The organism is Gloeocapsa sp. PCC 7428, from assembly GCF_000317555.1.
GTDB lineage: Bacteria > Cyanobacteriota > Cyanobacteriia > Cyanobacteriales > Chroococcidiopsidaceae > Chroogloeocystis.
The window spans coordinates 26228-41074 of the sequence record NC_019746.1 but is presented as its reverse complement, the minus strand read 5'-3'; the positions used below and the strand labels follow the sequence as shown (position 1 = coordinate 41074).

The window sequence follows — 14847 nt, the reverse complement described above, 5'->3', positions numbered from 1 at the left end:
TCTAACCTCCTGCTTCCTGCCTCCATTAATAAAAAATCCGCCTTGAAGACAAAAAAAATCCGTCTCGAACACAAAAGCACTAGCAATCGCTGGTGTCTTTGTCGTAGTGTTTGTTGAGAATATTTGCTATCTAATTTTGTGGGCGATCGCAAGCCACAGACAAGCGGGGATTTGGTGCGAGGAATTTATGAACAACGTGCGGCTAGTTTGGTTAATTGGTAGAGTGTTGCCGTTGCTGTTGCTGACGACTCCTGCAAGCGCAGAGGTGATGCGCGATCGCAATGATAGTTTGTCCGAGTCGCAACTTCCCCATCTTAATGATATTCAACAACCCACCACAACGGTTAAGGAATGGTTGTCTCAAATCGCACAAAATTCAGTAGTGCAAGTAACGGGAGTGCAAGCTAATCCCACTGAGAAAGGTGTGGAGGTGATATTACAAACAACTCAAGGCGAACAACTGCAAATTAGCGATCGCAGTGTTGAGAATAACTTTATCGCTGATATTCCCAATGCTCAATTGCGTTTACCCAATGGCGAGGCGTTTGTATTTCGCTCGGAAAAACCAGTTGAAAGGATTACTGAGATAACGGTGATAAACCTTGATGCCAATACGATTCGGGTGACAGTAGTGGGTGAAACAGAATTGCCAACAGTTGAGTTATTTGACAGTGACGAAGGGTTGATTTTTGGTTTGACACCTGCAACAACGGCAATGCAGCCACAGCAGCCGGAAGGTGAGCAGCCGACGAGTGAAACACCGCAGGAAACACCAGCAGCACAACAGGATGATTTGATTGAGATTTTAGTGACCGGACAGCAAGATACAGGATATCGCGTACCGGATGCTAGTACAGCGACACGAACCGACACCCCTCTGCGCGATATTCCCCAATCAATTCAGGTCGTACCTCAAGAAGTCCTACGCGATCGGCAGGTAAGGAACGTAAACGAAGCCCTTAGAAATATACCTGGGGGATCGCAGGGAAACTTATCAGCATCTAGGAGTGCTAATATCCGATTTAATATCCGAGGCTTTGATGCTCAATTTGATACTCTAAGAAACGGGTTAAGAGACCCCATAAGTTATGCCTCTGGTGTTAATACCGCTAACATTGAACAGATTGAAGTCCTTAGAGGACCTGCCTCCGTTCTCTACGGTCAAGGTTCGTTAGGAGGAATCGTCAACTATGTCACTAAGCAGCCGTTGAGTGAACTCTACTATTCCCTGGAAGCTGCTGCGGGCAGTTTCAACTTTTATAGCGGTGCACTAGACTTTCGGGTCCACTCAACGATAGTAGAACGGTGTTGTATCGGTTGAACCTGGCGGCTCTGACGACAGAAAGCTTTGTTGACTTCTATGATGAACAGCAATATTTTGTTGCACCTGTTCTAGCTTGGCAAATCAGCGATCGCACCAGACTCACATTAGAAGCTGAGTATCTCGCTCGACCCAAAACGTTTGCTCAGACAGGTTTACCAGTCGAGGGAACTATCTTGCCCAATCCCAATGGCAGAATCCCGCGTAATCGCTCTATTTCTGGACCAGATACCCAAGACAATACCTATTCCATTCGAGCAGGTTACAATCTGGAACATCAGTTGAGTGAGAATTGGCAGATTCGCAATGCCTTCAGATTCTCCCGTTATAACTCACAAAGAGAAGCAATTGGATTTAATGGATTAGCAGCCGATCAACGTACTGCAGAGAGGTACTACCAAGATTATGACAATGATGACGAATTTACAAACTACTTCAACGTTGACACTTACATTGTCGGTGAGTTTGCCACAGGCAGTATTCGCCATCAATTAGTCACAGGGTTTAATCTCAGCCACCGAAGGGACTCTCAAACTGGTGTTTTTGGTGAAGCCGCTCCCATCGATGTGTTCAATCCAGTATACGATCAGTCTCGTGATGAAGTTACTTTTCCGTATGATAATCTTTCTTTAACAGATGTACTGGGCATTTATGTTCAAGACCAGGTAACTCTGGTTGATAATCTAAAGCTGCTACTCGGTCTGCGGTTTGACACTTTCAGTCAAACCACGAGGGATCACCTTGCTGATACTGAGGTAGGATTATCTGGTAATGCCTTTAGCCCCCGTACGGGCATTGTCTATCAGCCCATCGAACCCATTTCCCTCTATGCTAGCTACAGTCGCGCCTTTAATCCAGTATCTGGAATCTCCTTTGAAGGAGATACCTTTCAACCAGAGCGCGGGACTCAGTACGAAATCGGGGTGAAAGCTGACTTGAATGACCGACTTTCCGCAACCCTAGCCTTTTATAACCTCACCCGTTCCAACGTTTTGACGGAAGACACCAGACCTGGTGTACCTCCTGGTCAATTTTCGATTCAGACTGGAGAGCAGCGTAGTCGAGGATTTGAACTAAGTCTTGGGGGAGAGATTTTGCCAGGATGGAACATTATTGCGGGCTATGCCTATACCGATGCCCAAATCACCCAAGACAATTTCCTTCCCGTGGGCGATCGCTTGACTCGTATCCCTCAAAACACCTTTAACCTGTGGACAACCTATGAAATTCAACAGGGTTCATTGCAGGGCTTAGGATTCGGCTTAGGATTCTTATTTGTCGGCGAAAGAGAAGGGGAATTACCTAATACATTTCTGAAAATACCTAGCTATTTCACGACGGATGCAGCCATCTTCTACAGACGCAACCGATTTCGCGCGGCTCTCAACATCAAAAACTTATTTGACATTGACTATTTTGAGACTGGTAGCGCGTTTGATGTTTTTTATAGCGAACCGTTGACGGTGCAGGGCACAATTTCGTGGGAGTTTTAGTTAAAGAAGGGAGTGAAGAATGAGAGTAGGAATAATAGGGTTAGAACCAAGTGCTAAACTATGGGTGTCTCAGTGGTTCTCTTGCCATGAATTATCAAGAACGCATTGTCATCGATCCACGCATCCGCAGTGGAAAACCCTGTATTCGTGGTACTCGCATCACCGTCACAGATGTGTTTGATTATTTGGGGGGTGGCATGACGATCGCTGAAGTCCTAGACGATTTTCCTGACTTAACCCTAGCAGATATTCAAGCCTGTTTTGCCTTTGCTGCTGATCGCGATCGTCGTTTAGTTATTCTTCCTGATGAAGCTACTGTTCGATGAGAATCTATCGCCCAAGCTACCCGAAATACTCTCATCTCAATTTCCAGGAAGTCTGCACGTTCGAGATTGCGGTCTCAAAGGGTTTACCGATCAAGCAATTTGGGACTATGCTCGCGATCGTGATTTCACCATTGTTTCCAAAGATTCTGACTTTTACCAACGTAGCGTCCTATACGGGCATCCGCCCAAGCTAGTCTGGCTTCGCATTGGTAACTGCACCCGTGCTGAATTGGTTGCCTTGATAAACAGGTCTCAGGAAGAAATACATCGATTTGTTGCAGACCCGCTGGAATCAGTTCTGGCTCTCAGTTGATGGGAAGAGTCGCTTTCGATTTGAAAGTAATTGAATACAACAAAGAACCGCAACAATTCCTTGAAGTGAAGGTAATTTGTGTAGTGAATACCAATGAACAAGTATATCAACAATGCGATGAAGTGGTGGAGGCGATCGCTCAGCAGCAGTTACAAGTTTCTAGCACTGTTTCTGGTAACAATAGCTGTTTTAGTCGTCTCAGCTTGCCAAAGTAACACATTGCAGCTTAAGCAAAACCAAACTAAATTAACCGCAACGCAATCATCAATAGAAACGCAAGTAGTGAGCCATGCTTTAGGTGAAGTCGAAATTCCAGTTAACCCCCAAAGGATCGTCGTCTTACACGATGCGGTGCTTGGTGCTGTGTTGGAATTAGGTGTCAAACCAATTGGCGCTGTCTATTGGGATCACGGAGGAGGTGAAGATTTTCGAGGAATTCCACCTGAATGGGTCGGCGATATTCCAAAAGTGAGTGGTATGAGTCAACCTTCAATAGAAGCTATTCTTCTTCTTAAGCCCGATCTAATTTTAGGACTGGCATGGCAAGAAAGCTACGGTTACGATCAACTTTCGGCAATTGCGCCCACAGTGCTAATAGAACCTAGAGATGATTCTTTTTTAGGTCAAGATATCTTGCTCAGATTCTAGGCAAGAGCGATAGTGAAGAAGAACTTCAAACGGAGTATCAGAAGAAAGTTCAAAAACTGCGGCAACAATTAGGAGACAAATTAGAGAACATCACCATATCTGCAATTGAGGTTGATGGGCAAAATTTTATTTTTTCGGATACAGATTTTGATAATCGAGTTTTGAATGACATAGGTTTACGCCGTCCACCACTCCAACAAAATAAAAAGACAGAAGGCTGGCTGTCAAATATTGAAACTTTGCCTGAACACGATGCCGATGTTTTGTTTGTCAGAAATTCCTGGCTAGGACGCTCTGATGAGATTTCATCTTTCTTAAAACATCCTATAGCATCACAGTTGCAAGCGGTAAAAAATAACCGAGTATATGAAGTTTATTGGGAAGGTCCACCTTATTTAGTGGCTAATCGAATAATTGACGATCTTCATAAATATCTAGTCGATCAGCCCTAAACACACCCTCTTTATCTGCAAATCTTATCACTAATCAACTGTTCACAACATGAGCAACGGCAAACTCAAAACCGACGCACGTATTTTATAGGGAAATTCTCCCAACCGCTTCTGGCAAAAACTCTATTCAGTGCTCAAACAAAGTATAAGCAAACTGTTAAAAGCTTTGTCTAATTTCAGTAATAACAGCCTTTAGAGGTGAAATGCCTTCTTCAACCGTAGACCAGACAACAGCAACATCAACCCCCCAATATTCATGTACCAAAATATCATCATTCCAGCAATTGATCGCCAGGGAACTTGTGGATATTCTGCACGAATTTCATCAGGAATTTTTTTGACTGCCTCTTTCAGAATTTCAATTGACTTAACAACAGCTAAAATCTTCTCTCAATTTCCTTGAAATGCATCAAAGTCAACAGCATCAGTGAAAGTTTCAATGTCAGAGATTGTCTCTAAAATATCATCGAGATATTCTAATAGAGAGCATTTCGTCATAAATAAATGACTTCTGATAAAACACGCGCCTGAATTCTTGGTCTAAGACCGTTTTTAGTCACTAGATCAACCTTTAAGCCGACTTTCTCACTGAGATAGTCTCGCAACTCCACAAGTTGGAATAATGTTGGAGCCTTCTCATAATCAATCAAAATGTCAAGATCGCTAGCTGCGGTTTGTTCGCCCCGCGCATAGGAGCCAAAAATGCCCAACACCGCTACTCGATACTGTTCCCACAACAGCAGTTTACTCTGATTCAGAATTTGCTTGAGATCGTCTAATGTCTTCATCTCTAATTTACTAATCTCTTTCTTATGGCAATCCACCAAACTGTTCGCGATCGCGTGCAAGTTGTTTTTTAGGTGTTAAATAAGGTTCGCTTTGTTTGTTGTATCAGTAGAGAGTTTCGCGCTGTAGGTGTGTCATTAGAACAGGAAAGTTCATCGCTGCTTAGATACCATCGCCTACACCACTATTGAAAGAATAGACCTCCTGCATGAATGTGAGTGCGAATAAATTCGCTACTAGACAAACAAAGTCCACCTCCGTGGACTTACTGCTACAAGTCTTGTTTTAATGTACGAAGGTACACTTTGCTTGGGTAGCCCCGACTTCAGTCGGAGGAAGAGTGCGATTCATGCAGGAGGTCTAACTAATGCCTTTATTGTAGGAGAATACTACAATGTCTAACAAAAGCCTCGTCACCGATGCCACTGGAGAACTCCAACCTGATCTCTACGAATACTTGCTGTCTGTATCGCTGCGCGAACATGAAATTTTGACTCAACTGCGTCAGGAAATGGCACAGCATCCTGATGGCGATATGCAAATTTCTCCCGATCAAGGACAGTTTATTGCACTGTTGGTTCAACTGATGAAAGCTAAAAAAGCGCTAGAAATTGGTACATTCACAGGTTACAGCGCCCTATGGATTGCCTTAGCATTACCCAACGATGGCACTTTAGTAACGTGTGATGTGAGTGAAGAGGATACCGCGATCGCCTGTCGCTATTGGCAAGCTGCTGGTATTGAGCACAAAATTGATTTGCGGCTTGCTCCAGCACTCGAAACGCTGGATCAACTGCTATTGGCTGGACAGGCAGAAACATTTGATTTTGTCTTCATTGATGCTGATAAAGTCGAGTACAAGGATTATTATGAGAAATCTCTGCAACTCATCCGTCTAGGTGGATTGATTGCGATTGATAATGTGCTTTGGTGTGGCAGAGTTGTCGATCCTGATTTTGATGATGATAAGTGTACGATCGCAATTCGCGAGTTGAATGACAAGCTACATCACGATTCGAGAGTTGCACTGAGTTTAGTGGCGATCGCCGATGGGCTGACATTAGCAATGAAGCATTCAAGAGGAGTGAGGGGTGAGGGGTGAGTAGATAGTAAAATAGAAGAAAAAATATTACTTCTAATAATTCTCCTCTGCTCCTCTGCGTCCTCTGCACAAGAAGCTCCTAAAGCATCGAAGCTCACCTGCGTTCTTTCTTTTCTGGTGGGTAGTAAAGTTCGTTGCGCAAGATCCAACCTGTGAGTTGCTGAATATAAGCATGGGTACTGATTCCTTGTTCCTTGGCTTGTGTTGCCAATAGTCTGTAGTCTAGACCTAATTTCTTGCACAGTTCGCGTTGTCGTAAGCCTGTTGATGGTTGCATTTCAGTTGTTATACGTGGGATTTTTTTATGCGATCGCACGGATACCCGTATCAAGAATAAGCATTACCTGAATTGGTTGGTTTGATTACTACTGCTAAGCTCATGATAAGTGCTTCTTAATATTGAATTTTCTAATGCTAAATCTCTTGCTTTAATTAAGAATTAATTGCAATAATAATGTGGAAGACAAAGCGTCCATACCAAGATAACTCCACTTACAAAAGACAAGGTGGGCTGTGGCATTCTTCTGGTTTTTTTGGATAAGATTCAGCCAGGAGAGTGTCATCTTTTTTCAGCAAGTATCAGAAAAAAATTATTAAAATTAATTCGCAATTAAAAGCAAATAGTTCGTAAAAACAATTGTATTAGGTCATGATCGCGATCTCCTTTATGAGAACTTGAAGTAACTGGGAGGACAGCGAGCGATCGCCTGATTAGGATCGATTTGAGCATAACGAACTTGTGCAAACTTATCTAGAGTTTCTGTGGCTTTGCCATCTTCAAACCTCAAACTACCTCCTTCATCGCCGCCAAATTTTTGGCACACAGCTTTGTGGTCTGCAACTAATTTAAAGTATGCTTGGACAAATTCTGCGTGTTGAGGTTGCAATTCATCGGGGAGATGTTTAAAGGTTGAACCCAGCCGCTTCCAAATTTGCATTAATGCGGCGTGTTCCCAACACATTAATCCACTGAAGTTGTCCGCTTTTACATAAGGAGGACTCATTGTTGGGCGAACTTGTGATTCATACATTTGACGGCTGAAACTACCAGCTAGTTGCATTGCTGCACCCGAAGCATTCATCAAATCGGTTGCTGTTGCGAGTTCAGTTTGAGCAACTTCTAAATCTCCTAATACTAAACTATACTCAAAACGCCGCAGACAAATAATCAATCCTTGAATATTAATAAAAAATGACCAATGAAATCCCTTCCAGATTTTTTGTGCATCAACCGTCATCGCAATTTCTCCAATTCAAGTTAAAGACTCTTGATAACAGATGAACATAGCTAATATACCCGTATCTTTGATATTCAACTTCAGCGGGATCGAACTGATTATTGCGATCATTGAGTAAAAGCAACATTCGGTGTAAGGCAATCAATAAACCTCGGACTAGACAAAACGCAGGTTCTTGAGTTTTGACATGGCTGACACCGAAATGACGATCAAAGTCTTGTACTTCCCAGTTTAACAGCGCTGTTTTGGTGGAGGATATCTCGGCTGGAGATATGTCTAGTGTACTAAGTTCCTCTAATATGTCTTGAATAATGACAAGCCCAACGTGGTGGTCAGTCTGAGCAAGTGCTTTTAGTATCTGGAAGAGTATTGTCTCTAGTTTTGTTCGTTCAGCTTCACTTAATTGTTGCTCAACGGGTAAATCCCAAGGAACAAGTAAATCAAGCTGAAAATCGTCATCTAGAGTCATATCTCCGAATAATCGGAACTTAGAAAGTAGTGCTGTTTATGTTTTAAGGGCTTTAGGAAACGAACTACCTTCCCCGCGGGGGTTGCCGTTAGCCGCAGGCTTTAGGCTAGACGCTAAGTACATAAAGAGAACAGAGGGAAAGATTTTTATGAATGATTTGGGGATGTGAGAATTGGTAATAGTAAATAGAGAATAAATCTTCCTTCCAATTACCAATTACTAGCCTTTTTGGTGTGCCTATTTTAATTAGCCTCGCTCATTTTCTTGCGTAAACTTAAAGGTCGCATATCTGTCCATACTTCTTTGATGTATTCCAGACATTCGTGTTTTAATCCTGTTTTTCCTGCTGCTTTCCATCCATAGGGAATTTCTCGGTACTCAGGCCAAATTGAATATTGCTCTTCGTCATTAACGACTACGGTGTAAATCGTAGTATCTTCGGTGTCTTCTTGATTCATCATTTTCTGTTATTAAATGTGTATAGCCATCCTAAATTGTTCGTGAAAAGCTTTCCCTAGTCTTTTCTCTGTGTCTACGGACACTTGCTTCAAGTCGGCGAAGCCGCCCAACGCAGTGTCCTCCTCTGCGGCTGAAGTGTTTCTTTTTAAAAAAGGTTTCTGTAGAAGTTAAAAATTGCAAGTTTTATTTAACTTCTAAATGCCCTTTACCAGTTAATGTTTCTAGTTCAATATCAGCAACACATCGAACTGGTACATAATTTAAAGTTAAATCTCCAACGATATGAGCAATTCCTGTTTGTTGTTCAAAGTTGGCTGTACTGAAATCGGATGCACTACGGTCAAGCTGAACTCCTAGTTCGGTTCCTCCTTGGGTTTTTGTAAACTTGATATGAACGTAGCCACGGTCGATACATTCTTTAAAAATGGCAACGTTTTTTTCTGGACGAAGACTTGCTTCGATGGGATGTTCGCCTTGTGATAGTCTTTGCACTAGTTCGTTCATGTTATTCCTCGGTTGCTACTTTGGCGCTATCGGGTTCAAATTGCAAAACTGCGTGACAAAAATCTTGCCATTCCTGAGTGATGTTATCAAAAATGATGTTTTCATCTTTAAAAATACCGTTGGTGACAACATAATTTTCTTGTAAGTACACTACGTCATCACCATTGAGTTGATGCTCTTCATCGTTTTTTGAGGTTTCACTCCATTGCTTGAATTGTCGCAATTGTTTGACTAAATATGCTTTACAATATTTCCCCATCACTACCATAATTGTTTCTCCTTACTAATTGATAAATCCTCCGGTGTTTAATTCTTTGGTACTGTCTTTAAAAGCCTGAATAATTTTGTTGATATCTTCTTCGGTATGTGCTGTGGAAAGAAAGCCACCTTTGTCTCCTTGTCGGAGATGGATTCCCTTGAGAAGCAAGTGTAATGACAACAAATTCATTGCCATTGGTGAAAGAGAAATTTGTGAATTATTGGCAGCAAAAAATGAGCCAAAATGGGTAAATTGTAAGGGTATACCAGCAGTTGTCATCTCGGTGTTTAGCTGCGCTACTAACTGCGAGGTACGCCCATTTAGGTGCTGATGCAGCGCGTTTCCTTCGGCTTTGAGGTGTTGGAGTACGGCTTTGGCTGCTACTAGCGCTAGCGGATGTTTGCAAAATGTCCCGGCGAAAAAGGTTGTTTTGACTTGGGGGGTGGATTGGTCGCCATAATTCCACATACCACCGTCAATACGATCTAAATATGCGGCTTTTCCAGCAATTATTGACATCGGTAATCCACCGCCGACTATTTTGCTGTAGGTAACAATGTCAGCGTCAACGCCAAACCAAGCTTTGGCACCACCGAGATGTATGCGAAACCCTGTCACCATTTCGTCAAAGACTAGTACTATACCGGCATCTTTTGTTACTTGTCGTAACTGATGTAAAAATTCTCTTGGTTGTAATTCTGGGCGACGACTTTGTACGGGTTCGACTAAAACGGCGGCGAGTTGCTGTTGATGCGCTTTGATGATTTCAAGCGATCGCGGATTGTCATAATCAAGCACTAAAATATTTTTGGCGACATCGTTGGGTATACCAGGGGCGGCGGGTACGGCTTGCGGATTGATACTTGCTTTTAATCGTGTTTGAATGGGGCGCAGCAACCATCCTAGCGGACTTCTGGCGGCGATACCTTCGATTTTGCGATTTGCGGCTTGTTTGGCGTATTCGCTCAAGCCTGCGCGTACGAGTGTATTATCTGAATGTCCGTGATAGGAATTCGTGAAAATTGCAATTTTGTCACGGTTTGTTGCGGTTCTGGCAATACGAATTGTGGTAATGATCGCTTCGGTTCCTGTGTTACTAAAGGTAACTCGTTCGGATGCGGTGAGTTCGCATATCAGTTGCGCGACTTCGCCTGCTAACTCGGCTTGTGGTCCGATTGGAAAACCTTTTTCGAGTTGAGATGCGATCGCTTCTTTGACAAAGGGCGGATTGTGACCAAATAAATTGATTCCTAAGCCCATTAAAATGTCTACGTACTCGTTGCCATCAATGTCCCACAGTTTAGAACCTGTTGCACGTTCAGCAACGATTGGATAGCATACTTCTTTTAATTCTGGAGAAAAGCCTAATCCGAGGGAACTTTTATCAGCAAATACAGGGCGATAAGTTTGAGCGTAGCGTTTTGATGCAGGCGATCGCTGCGTATATCGATTAATTAAATCTTCTAGATGTTCTTTTTGTAAATCGGTTTTGTCTTTTGTTAAGGATGTCATGGGTAATAGGTCATGGGTAATGAGTCATGAGCAATTATTAGTTACTTATTACAGATAAAATAAGCTGAATGATTATTGTCTAAATTTGACTTACCCTCTATCGTTTTAATTTGAACTTGAGTAAAGCCGACTTCTTCTAATGCTGTTTTAACTTCTTCAGGAAAATAGCCTTTAACTTGATAAATAATTTCTGATCGCTGCCAGTTTTGCCACTGAGGAACTTTAGCTATTAGCCGTAATCTTAGTTTTGTAAGTAACGGGCTATTGATAGTATTATAGAATGATTTCCAATTAGTCGATGTTTTTAATTGATTTTTTTGAAATAGTGTAATTTTGAAATTCCCAAGCCGGATTGTTGCATCATAATTAGGGACTAAATACCATGCATAATTCGATTCAATTTCTCCTTCAGCAATTTGACCTTTCCACCATTTTTGCATTTGATCTGCGTGATTAAGGTCAAATAGAAATAAGCCACTTGGTTTGAGCGCTTGGTACACATTTTGAAAAACTGCTTTGAGTTCTTCTAAATTAAGTACATGATTGAGCGAAGCGCTAGTAGAATAGATTCCATCAAATTGTGATTGCAGGTTGAATGTGCGAGCATCTCCCAAAATGAATTTTGCTTGGGGTGCATTCTGACGTGCGTAGTTAAGCATTTCTTCGGAGCCATCTAAGCCTGTCACGCTGTATCCGCGCTGAATTAGGGGCTGCATCAAGTGTCCTGTACCGCAGCACAAATCTAGTATTTCTGCTTTTTGGGGGATTTGGGACAACAGCATAGTTTCTAAAGAAGGCATTTGGTTTGCATAATATTGTGGCCCCATTGTTTCGTTGTATAACCATGCCCAGGTATCGTATTCAGTGTAGCGATCGCTTGTTAGCATTTTGTCTCCTTATGGATGATAGGTGATAGATTGTTTTAATAATAATTCCTAGTTACCATTGACTTTATTAGATCAGTTGTTTGGGTACATCTAATAAATTGTTTTGCATGAGATGGGTAATATAATTGTTGAGTAGGGTTGAGTCGATGGGAGGGCAATTGATTGATGTTTTTGCGAGTTCGGTGCGGGTATTATGGCAATTGAAGTTTATGTTTGTTGAAGGCGATTGTTTTTCGGCGGGGAATAAGGAGGCGATCGCATATAACGGATGTTGTTGATCAGTTGCGGCAATTTTTAAGAGTTGTTCGCGCCATTGTTTGTAAGGTAAACGTTTGATGTCGTAACCCATAGTGTGAAGTTGATCGAATAATAAATCGATAGAAACTGGTTGCGGATGTACTAAGTGATAGACATTTGGCGATTGTTTGGAAAGATGAATGATGGCTTGGCTTGTGTAATCTATAGGGATGATATTGAGCATCATATCGCTGATGGGTGCGCTTCCTATTTGAATACAACCTTGGATTAATTTGTATAAGAAATCATCGCGATTGAATACTCCTGTTTTGCTATGTCCAGCAACTGCCCCAAGGCGATATATGGAAACAGAAAGACCGCGATCGCGTGCAATTGATACTAGTTTTTCGGCTACCCATTTAGTTTGTGCATAACCACCAACGGGTGCGGATTTTATATCGAGTTGATTTGATTCATAAATTGTTTCTTCTGTTGAATTAGGAGAAAAAACACTGATACTGGAAATAAAATGGACAGGTTTGGCTTTGCTACTACAAGCTAGTTTTAAAACTTCTTGCGTACCTAAAACATTCGTAGCTTTCAGCATTGAGTAGGGTAATGTGTGATGCACCCACGCACCGTTGTGATATATTGTGGCAATTTCATCGGCGAGGGTTTGAAATTGTGTTGGTGAAAGTCCTAGGAGTGGTTGTGTTAAATCGCCGACTATAGGTATAATTTGCGAACTAAATGATTCTTGCCAAAGCAAATAAGATTGCAGACATTCTTTTATTCTATGCTGTGCTGCCTCAAAACTTTCTGCTCGAACTAAACAATAAATTTTAGCTTGGTTTTGTAATAATTCAAATAAGAGAAACGCACCGAGGAACCCTGTTGCTCCTGTAAGTAAAACGCGATTAAAGTCAACTGAGGATGTTGTAGTTGATGGTTGAATTGTTGGATCTAAGACGGCTTCTGCGGCTAGATCTACTTTAGGGCGATCGCGATTCCGTAAAAATTCGACGATCTCTGTTTTGCGTTCTTTTATTTGTGCTTGTAGTCGGGGTGTTAAAACACCTTTAGGTGCATTGCATTTGAGTTTTGGTTCGGTTGTATTGAGATCTTCTTCAATCCAAACTTTGATATCTTTTTGAGAAAGTTCTTCTAAAAGTTGGTCAATGGAAGCTTTGTGGTGATGATTTGAGGTACATGGTTTGGCATTTTCTTCTAAGATGAATTCTCTACAACCAAATAGGCGATCGCTCGCAATTCCATTATCTCTACAAAATTGAACTAATTTATCTGACTCAATAATTGGATGCGAATCTTCGGTATATTTAATCGAAGTAATGTAAGTTAACCACGGTTCTTGACCCATTGCATAAACATAAACTTGTTGTGGTTGAAATTGATTGACTAAATTAATTGCTTTTTCAGCATTAGAACCGTCGAGGCGGCGTGTTTGTGACATCTTGCGTGGAATTGACTGCGTTAATAATGCGCCGTATGCCCATGTATAAGGTGCGCCGTCACACTCCATTCCAATAAACAAAATATCGAGATTACCTAAAATTTTATATAAATGTTTGTAAAGTGCAGGCTCAATGTTGTTAGAATCAGCCGCACACAGGATTTTTTTACCTTTAAGATTGAGCCAATAAGCTATTTTTGTAGCAATGTTTAAATCTCCATGTTCGCCGAAGACAGGTAGCCCTACAATACAGCCATCACTAAATTCTATTGTCTCTAATTCGTCAATCTCTTTGACGTTGGTAAATCCTATTTGTTCTAAAATTAACTTTAAGGAAGGGTCGATTAATACACCTTTATTACCTTTTGGTACGATAATCTGCCGGATTTTATGCCGTAGTTGCAATAAAGTTTCAAACATTACGTGGTCTTGATGATTATGCGTAATTAAAACATAATCAATAATTTCTGGTAAATCAGTATATGTGTAGCGTTCAATGCCGTTTTGATGTTGATAGCTTACTAAAGGATCGCATAAAATAGTAATATTTTTGGTTTCAAATAAAACACAAGCATGACCAAAGTAACGAATTTTAACAGAATCTCCAGTATAATTGTTTGATTGACGTGGAGGTTCTTGCGTAAATAAAGATGAAAATAAAGTTTCATCGCTACTTTTAATTCCTAAAGCTTCTTTGATTTTATTGTATGAGTCGGGATGATTTCGCATCCGAAACAGGTCATCCCAAATAGGGTGTTTAAAGGGAAAATTGAGATGTAGCGAATGCTCGTCGGTTAAGCGAGGTGTACTTAAAACAAATGAACGACTATCTTCGTTTATGAGTGATAAAGCTACGGTTTGTTGGGCAGTTTGATAAGCTGGATTTTGGTAAAGGAGTCTTTCTATATACCGAATTGAGGCGTGATTGTTCGCATCGTAAACGAGTTCGACATAGCCTTTGAGGGGTTCGGGAATTTGTTGATATAAGGGTTCGAGAGAATATCCTGTTGCTTGTTGAAGAAGGTTTTCTAAGTCTTCTATGGCTGCTGATAGTGTTAGTAAATTGGCTTGTTTGGTTTTGGTTTTTTCGAGGAGTGCTTGAATTTTTTCTACGTAGTTGATGCTGTAGTTGATGAAGGGTCCGCCTAGCATTGCGGGGTTTTTGAGTGCGGTTTGATGTGCTTGGGGGGACTCGATGAAGGATTCTAAAATTTTAATGTGGGATTTGGCGATGTATCGGGCTGCGGTGGCTGGGGAAATGAGGTATGACCAGGCGTACCACTGGTTGATGAGTGGCTCGGCGATCGCGTTGGGTTTAAGATATTTGTTGTCCATAATGTAGGTTTTTTGGAACGAACCACAGAGGCGCA

The 14847-nt window shown here is 41.5% G+C and carries 18 protein-coding genes; 7 read left to right on the top strand and 11 right to left on the bottom strand.

The window, feature by feature from the left end; translation table 11 throughout:
- Window positions 1-106 precede the first annotated feature (106 nt).
- The 6 genes from GLO7428_RS29205 (at window position 107) to GLO7428_RS29540 (ending at window position 4553) form a co-directional block, all read left to right on the top strand.
- Entirely contained in the window at window positions 107-1321 is a 1215-nt protein-coding gene (locus tag GLO7428_RS29205; RefSeq protein ID WP_231295682.1) for a TonB-dependent receptor plug domain-containing protein, read from the top strand.
- Window positions 1306-2814 carry a TonB-dependent siderophore receptor gene (locus GLO7428_RS29200; RefSeq protein WP_231295681.1) on the top strand — a complete coding sequence of 503 codons (1509 nt, stop codon included), beginning with the start codon at window positions 1306-1308 and terminating at the stop codon, window positions 2812-2814. The genes GLO7428_RS29205 and GLO7428_RS29200 overlap by 16 nt, the downstream gene beginning before the upstream one ends.
- An 86-nt stretch (window positions 2815-2900) precedes the next feature.
- Window positions 2901-3140 carry a DUF433 domain-containing protein gene (locus GLO7428_RS24030; RefSeq protein ID WP_015191187.1) on the top strand — a complete coding sequence of 80 codons (240 nt, stop codon included), beginning with the start codon at window positions 2901-2903 and terminating at the stop codon, window positions 3138-3140.
- Window positions 3121-3453: a DUF5615 family PIN-like protein gene (locus tag GLO7428_RS28670; RefSeq protein WP_015191186.1), complete on the top strand. Its 333-nt coding sequence runs from the start codon at window positions 3121-3123 to the stop codon at window positions 3451-3453. The genes GLO7428_RS24030 and GLO7428_RS28670 overlap by 20 nt, the downstream gene beginning before the upstream one ends.
- Window positions 3454-3546: 93 nt before the next feature.
- The gene (locus GLO7428_RS29545) at window positions 3547-4101 is read left to right on the top strand and encodes an ABC transporter substrate-binding protein (RefSeq protein ID WP_081588122.1); all 555 of its coding nucleotides are present in this window, start codon (window positions 3547-3549) and stop codon (window positions 4099-4101) included.
- Window positions 4095-4553 (top strand): ABC transporter substrate-binding protein, encoded by a 459-nt coding sequence (locus GLO7428_RS29540; RefSeq protein WP_081588121.1) that lies wholly within the window; start codon window positions 4095-4097, stop codon window positions 4551-4553. Before GLO7428_RS29545 ends, GLO7428_RS29540 begins: the two co-directional genes overlap by 7 nt.
- 157 nt (window positions 4554-4710) lie before the next feature.
- Here GLO7428_RS29540 and GLO7428_RS29190 read toward each other — a convergent pair whose 3' ends face one another.
- Both GLO7428_RS29190 and GLO7428_RS24010 read right to left on the bottom strand, forming a co-directional pair.
- Window positions 4711-4818 carry a HepT-like ribonuclease domain-containing protein gene (locus GLO7428_RS29190; RefSeq protein WP_231295680.1) on the bottom strand — a complete coding sequence of 36 codons (108 nt, stop codon included), beginning with the start codon at window positions 4816-4818 and terminating at the stop codon, window positions 4711-4713.
- Between the two features lie 229 nt (window positions 4819-5047).
- The gene (locus GLO7428_RS24010) at window positions 5048-5341 is read right to left on the bottom strand and encodes a nucleotidyltransferase family protein (protein ID WP_015191184.1); all 294 of its coding nucleotides are present in this window, start codon (window positions 5339-5341) and stop codon (window positions 5048-5050) included.
- A 392-nt stretch (window positions 5342-5733) separates the two neighbouring features.
- Here GLO7428_RS24010 and GLO7428_RS24005 point away from each other — a divergent pair, with 392 nt between their 5' ends.
- Window positions 5734-6441 (top strand): class I SAM-dependent methyltransferase, encoded by a 708-nt coding sequence (locus tag GLO7428_RS24005; protein WP_015191183.1) that lies wholly within the window; start codon window positions 5734-5736, stop codon window positions 6439-6441.
- Window positions 6442-6535: 94 nt separating this feature from the next.
- Here the strand turns inward: GLO7428_RS24005 and GLO7428_RS24000 are convergent, their stop codons facing one another.
- The 9 genes from GLO7428_RS24000 to GLO7428_RS23960 form a co-directional block, all read right to left on the bottom strand.
- Window positions 6536-6718 (bottom strand): hypothetical protein, encoded by a 183-nt coding sequence (locus GLO7428_RS24000; protein ID WP_015191182.1) that lies wholly within the window; start codon window positions 6716-6718, stop codon window positions 6536-6538.
- A gap of 388 nt (window positions 6719-7106) precedes the next feature.
- On the bottom strand, window positions 7107-7679 hold the full coding sequence (locus GLO7428_RS23995; protein WP_015191181.1) for a hypothetical protein: 573 nt from the start codon (window positions 7677-7679) through the stop codon (window positions 7107-7109).
- On the bottom strand, window positions 7669-8148 hold the full coding sequence (locus tag GLO7428_RS23990; RefSeq protein ID WP_015191180.1) for a hypothetical protein: 480 nt from the start codon (window positions 8146-8148) through the stop codon (window positions 7669-7671). Before GLO7428_RS23990 ends, GLO7428_RS23995 begins: the two co-directional genes overlap by 11 nt.
- Before the next feature lie 242 nt (window positions 8149-8390).
- Window positions 8391-8606: an MbtH family protein gene (locus GLO7428_RS23985; protein WP_041919518.1), complete on the bottom strand. Its 216-nt coding sequence runs from the start codon at window positions 8604-8606 to the stop codon at window positions 8391-8393.
- 184 nt (window positions 8607-8790) lie between these two features.
- Window positions 8791-9111, bottom strand: a complete 321-nt coding sequence (locus tag GLO7428_RS23980; protein WP_041919517.1) for an MbtH domain protein — start codon at window positions 9109-9111, stop codon at window positions 8791-8793.
- A 1-nt stretch (window position 9112) separates the two neighbouring features.
- Window positions 9113-9379, bottom strand: a complete 267-nt coding sequence (locus GLO7428_RS23975; RefSeq protein WP_015191178.1) for a hypothetical protein — start codon at window positions 9377-9379, stop codon at window positions 9113-9115.
- 15 nt (window positions 9380-9394) lie between these two features.
- A complete protein-coding gene (locus GLO7428_RS23970; protein ID WP_015191177.1) occupies window positions 9395-10882 on the bottom strand; it encodes an aspartate aminotransferase family protein in 1488 nt (495 codons plus the stop codon).
- 41 nt (window positions 10883-10923) lie between these two features.
- On the bottom strand, window positions 10924-11769 hold the full coding sequence (locus GLO7428_RS23965; RefSeq protein WP_015191176.1) for a class I SAM-dependent methyltransferase: 846 nt from the start codon (window positions 11767-11769) through the stop codon (window positions 10924-10926).
- Between the two features lie 67 nt (window positions 11770-11836).
- Window positions 11837-14812 (bottom strand): thioester reductase domain-containing protein, encoded by a 2976-nt coding sequence (locus GLO7428_RS23960; protein WP_015191175.1) that lies wholly within the window; start codon window positions 14810-14812, stop codon window positions 11837-11839.
- Window positions 14813-14847: the final 35 nt, after the last annotated feature.

Coding starts and splice junctions, on each gene's coding strand:
- GLO7428_RS23985 (WP_041919518.1), bottom strand. CDS start 8,606: ATGAATCAAGAAGACACCGAAGATACTACGATTTACACCGTAGTCGTT.
- GLO7428_RS24030 (WP_015191187.1), top strand. CDS start 2,901: ATGAATTATCAAGAACGCATTGTCATCGATCCACGCATCCGCAGTGGA.
- GLO7428_RS29545 (WP_081588122.1), top strand. CDS start 3,547: ATGAACAAGTATATCAACAATGCGATGAAGTGGTGGAGGCGATCGCTC.
- GLO7428_RS23975 (WP_015191178.1), bottom strand. CDS start 9,379: ATGGTAGTGATGGGGAAATATTGTAAAGCATATTTAGTCAAACAATTG.
- GLO7428_RS23960 (WP_015191175.1), bottom strand. CDS start 14,812: ATGGACAACAAATATCTTAAACCCAACGCGATCGCCGAGCCACTCATC.
- GLO7428_RS23970 (WP_015191177.1), bottom strand. CDS start 10,882: ATGACATCCTTAACAAAAGACAAAACCGATTTACAAAAAGAACATCTA.
- GLO7428_RS23965 (WP_015191176.1), bottom strand. CDS start 11,769: ATGCTAACAAGCGATCGCTACACTGAATACGATACCTGGGCATGGTTA.
- GLO7428_RS24010 (WP_015191184.1), bottom strand. CDS start 5,341: ATGAAGACATTAGACGATCTCAAGCAAATTCTGAATCAGAGTAAACTG.
- GLO7428_RS24000 (WP_015191182.1), bottom strand. CDS start 6,718: ATGCAACCATCAACAGGCTTACGACAACGCGAACTGTGCAAGAAATTA.
- GLO7428_RS24005 (WP_015191183.1), top strand. CDS start 5,734: ATGTCTAACAAAAGCCTCGTCACCGATGCCACTGGAGAACTCCAACCT.
- GLO7428_RS23980 (WP_041919517.1), bottom strand. CDS start 9,111: ATGAACGAACTAGTGCAAAGACTATCACAAGGCGAACATCCCATCGAA.
- GLO7428_RS23990 (WP_015191180.1), bottom strand. CDS start 8,148: ATGACTCTAGATGACGATTTTCAGCTTGATTTACTTGTTCCTTGGGAT.
- GLO7428_RS23995 (WP_015191181.1), bottom strand. CDS start 7,679: ATGACGGTTGATGCACAAAAAATCTGGAAGGGATTTCATTGGTCATTT.
- GLO7428_RS28670 (WP_015191186.1), top strand. CDS start 3,121: ATGAAGCTACTGTTCGATGAGAATCTATCGCCCAAGCTACCCGAAATA.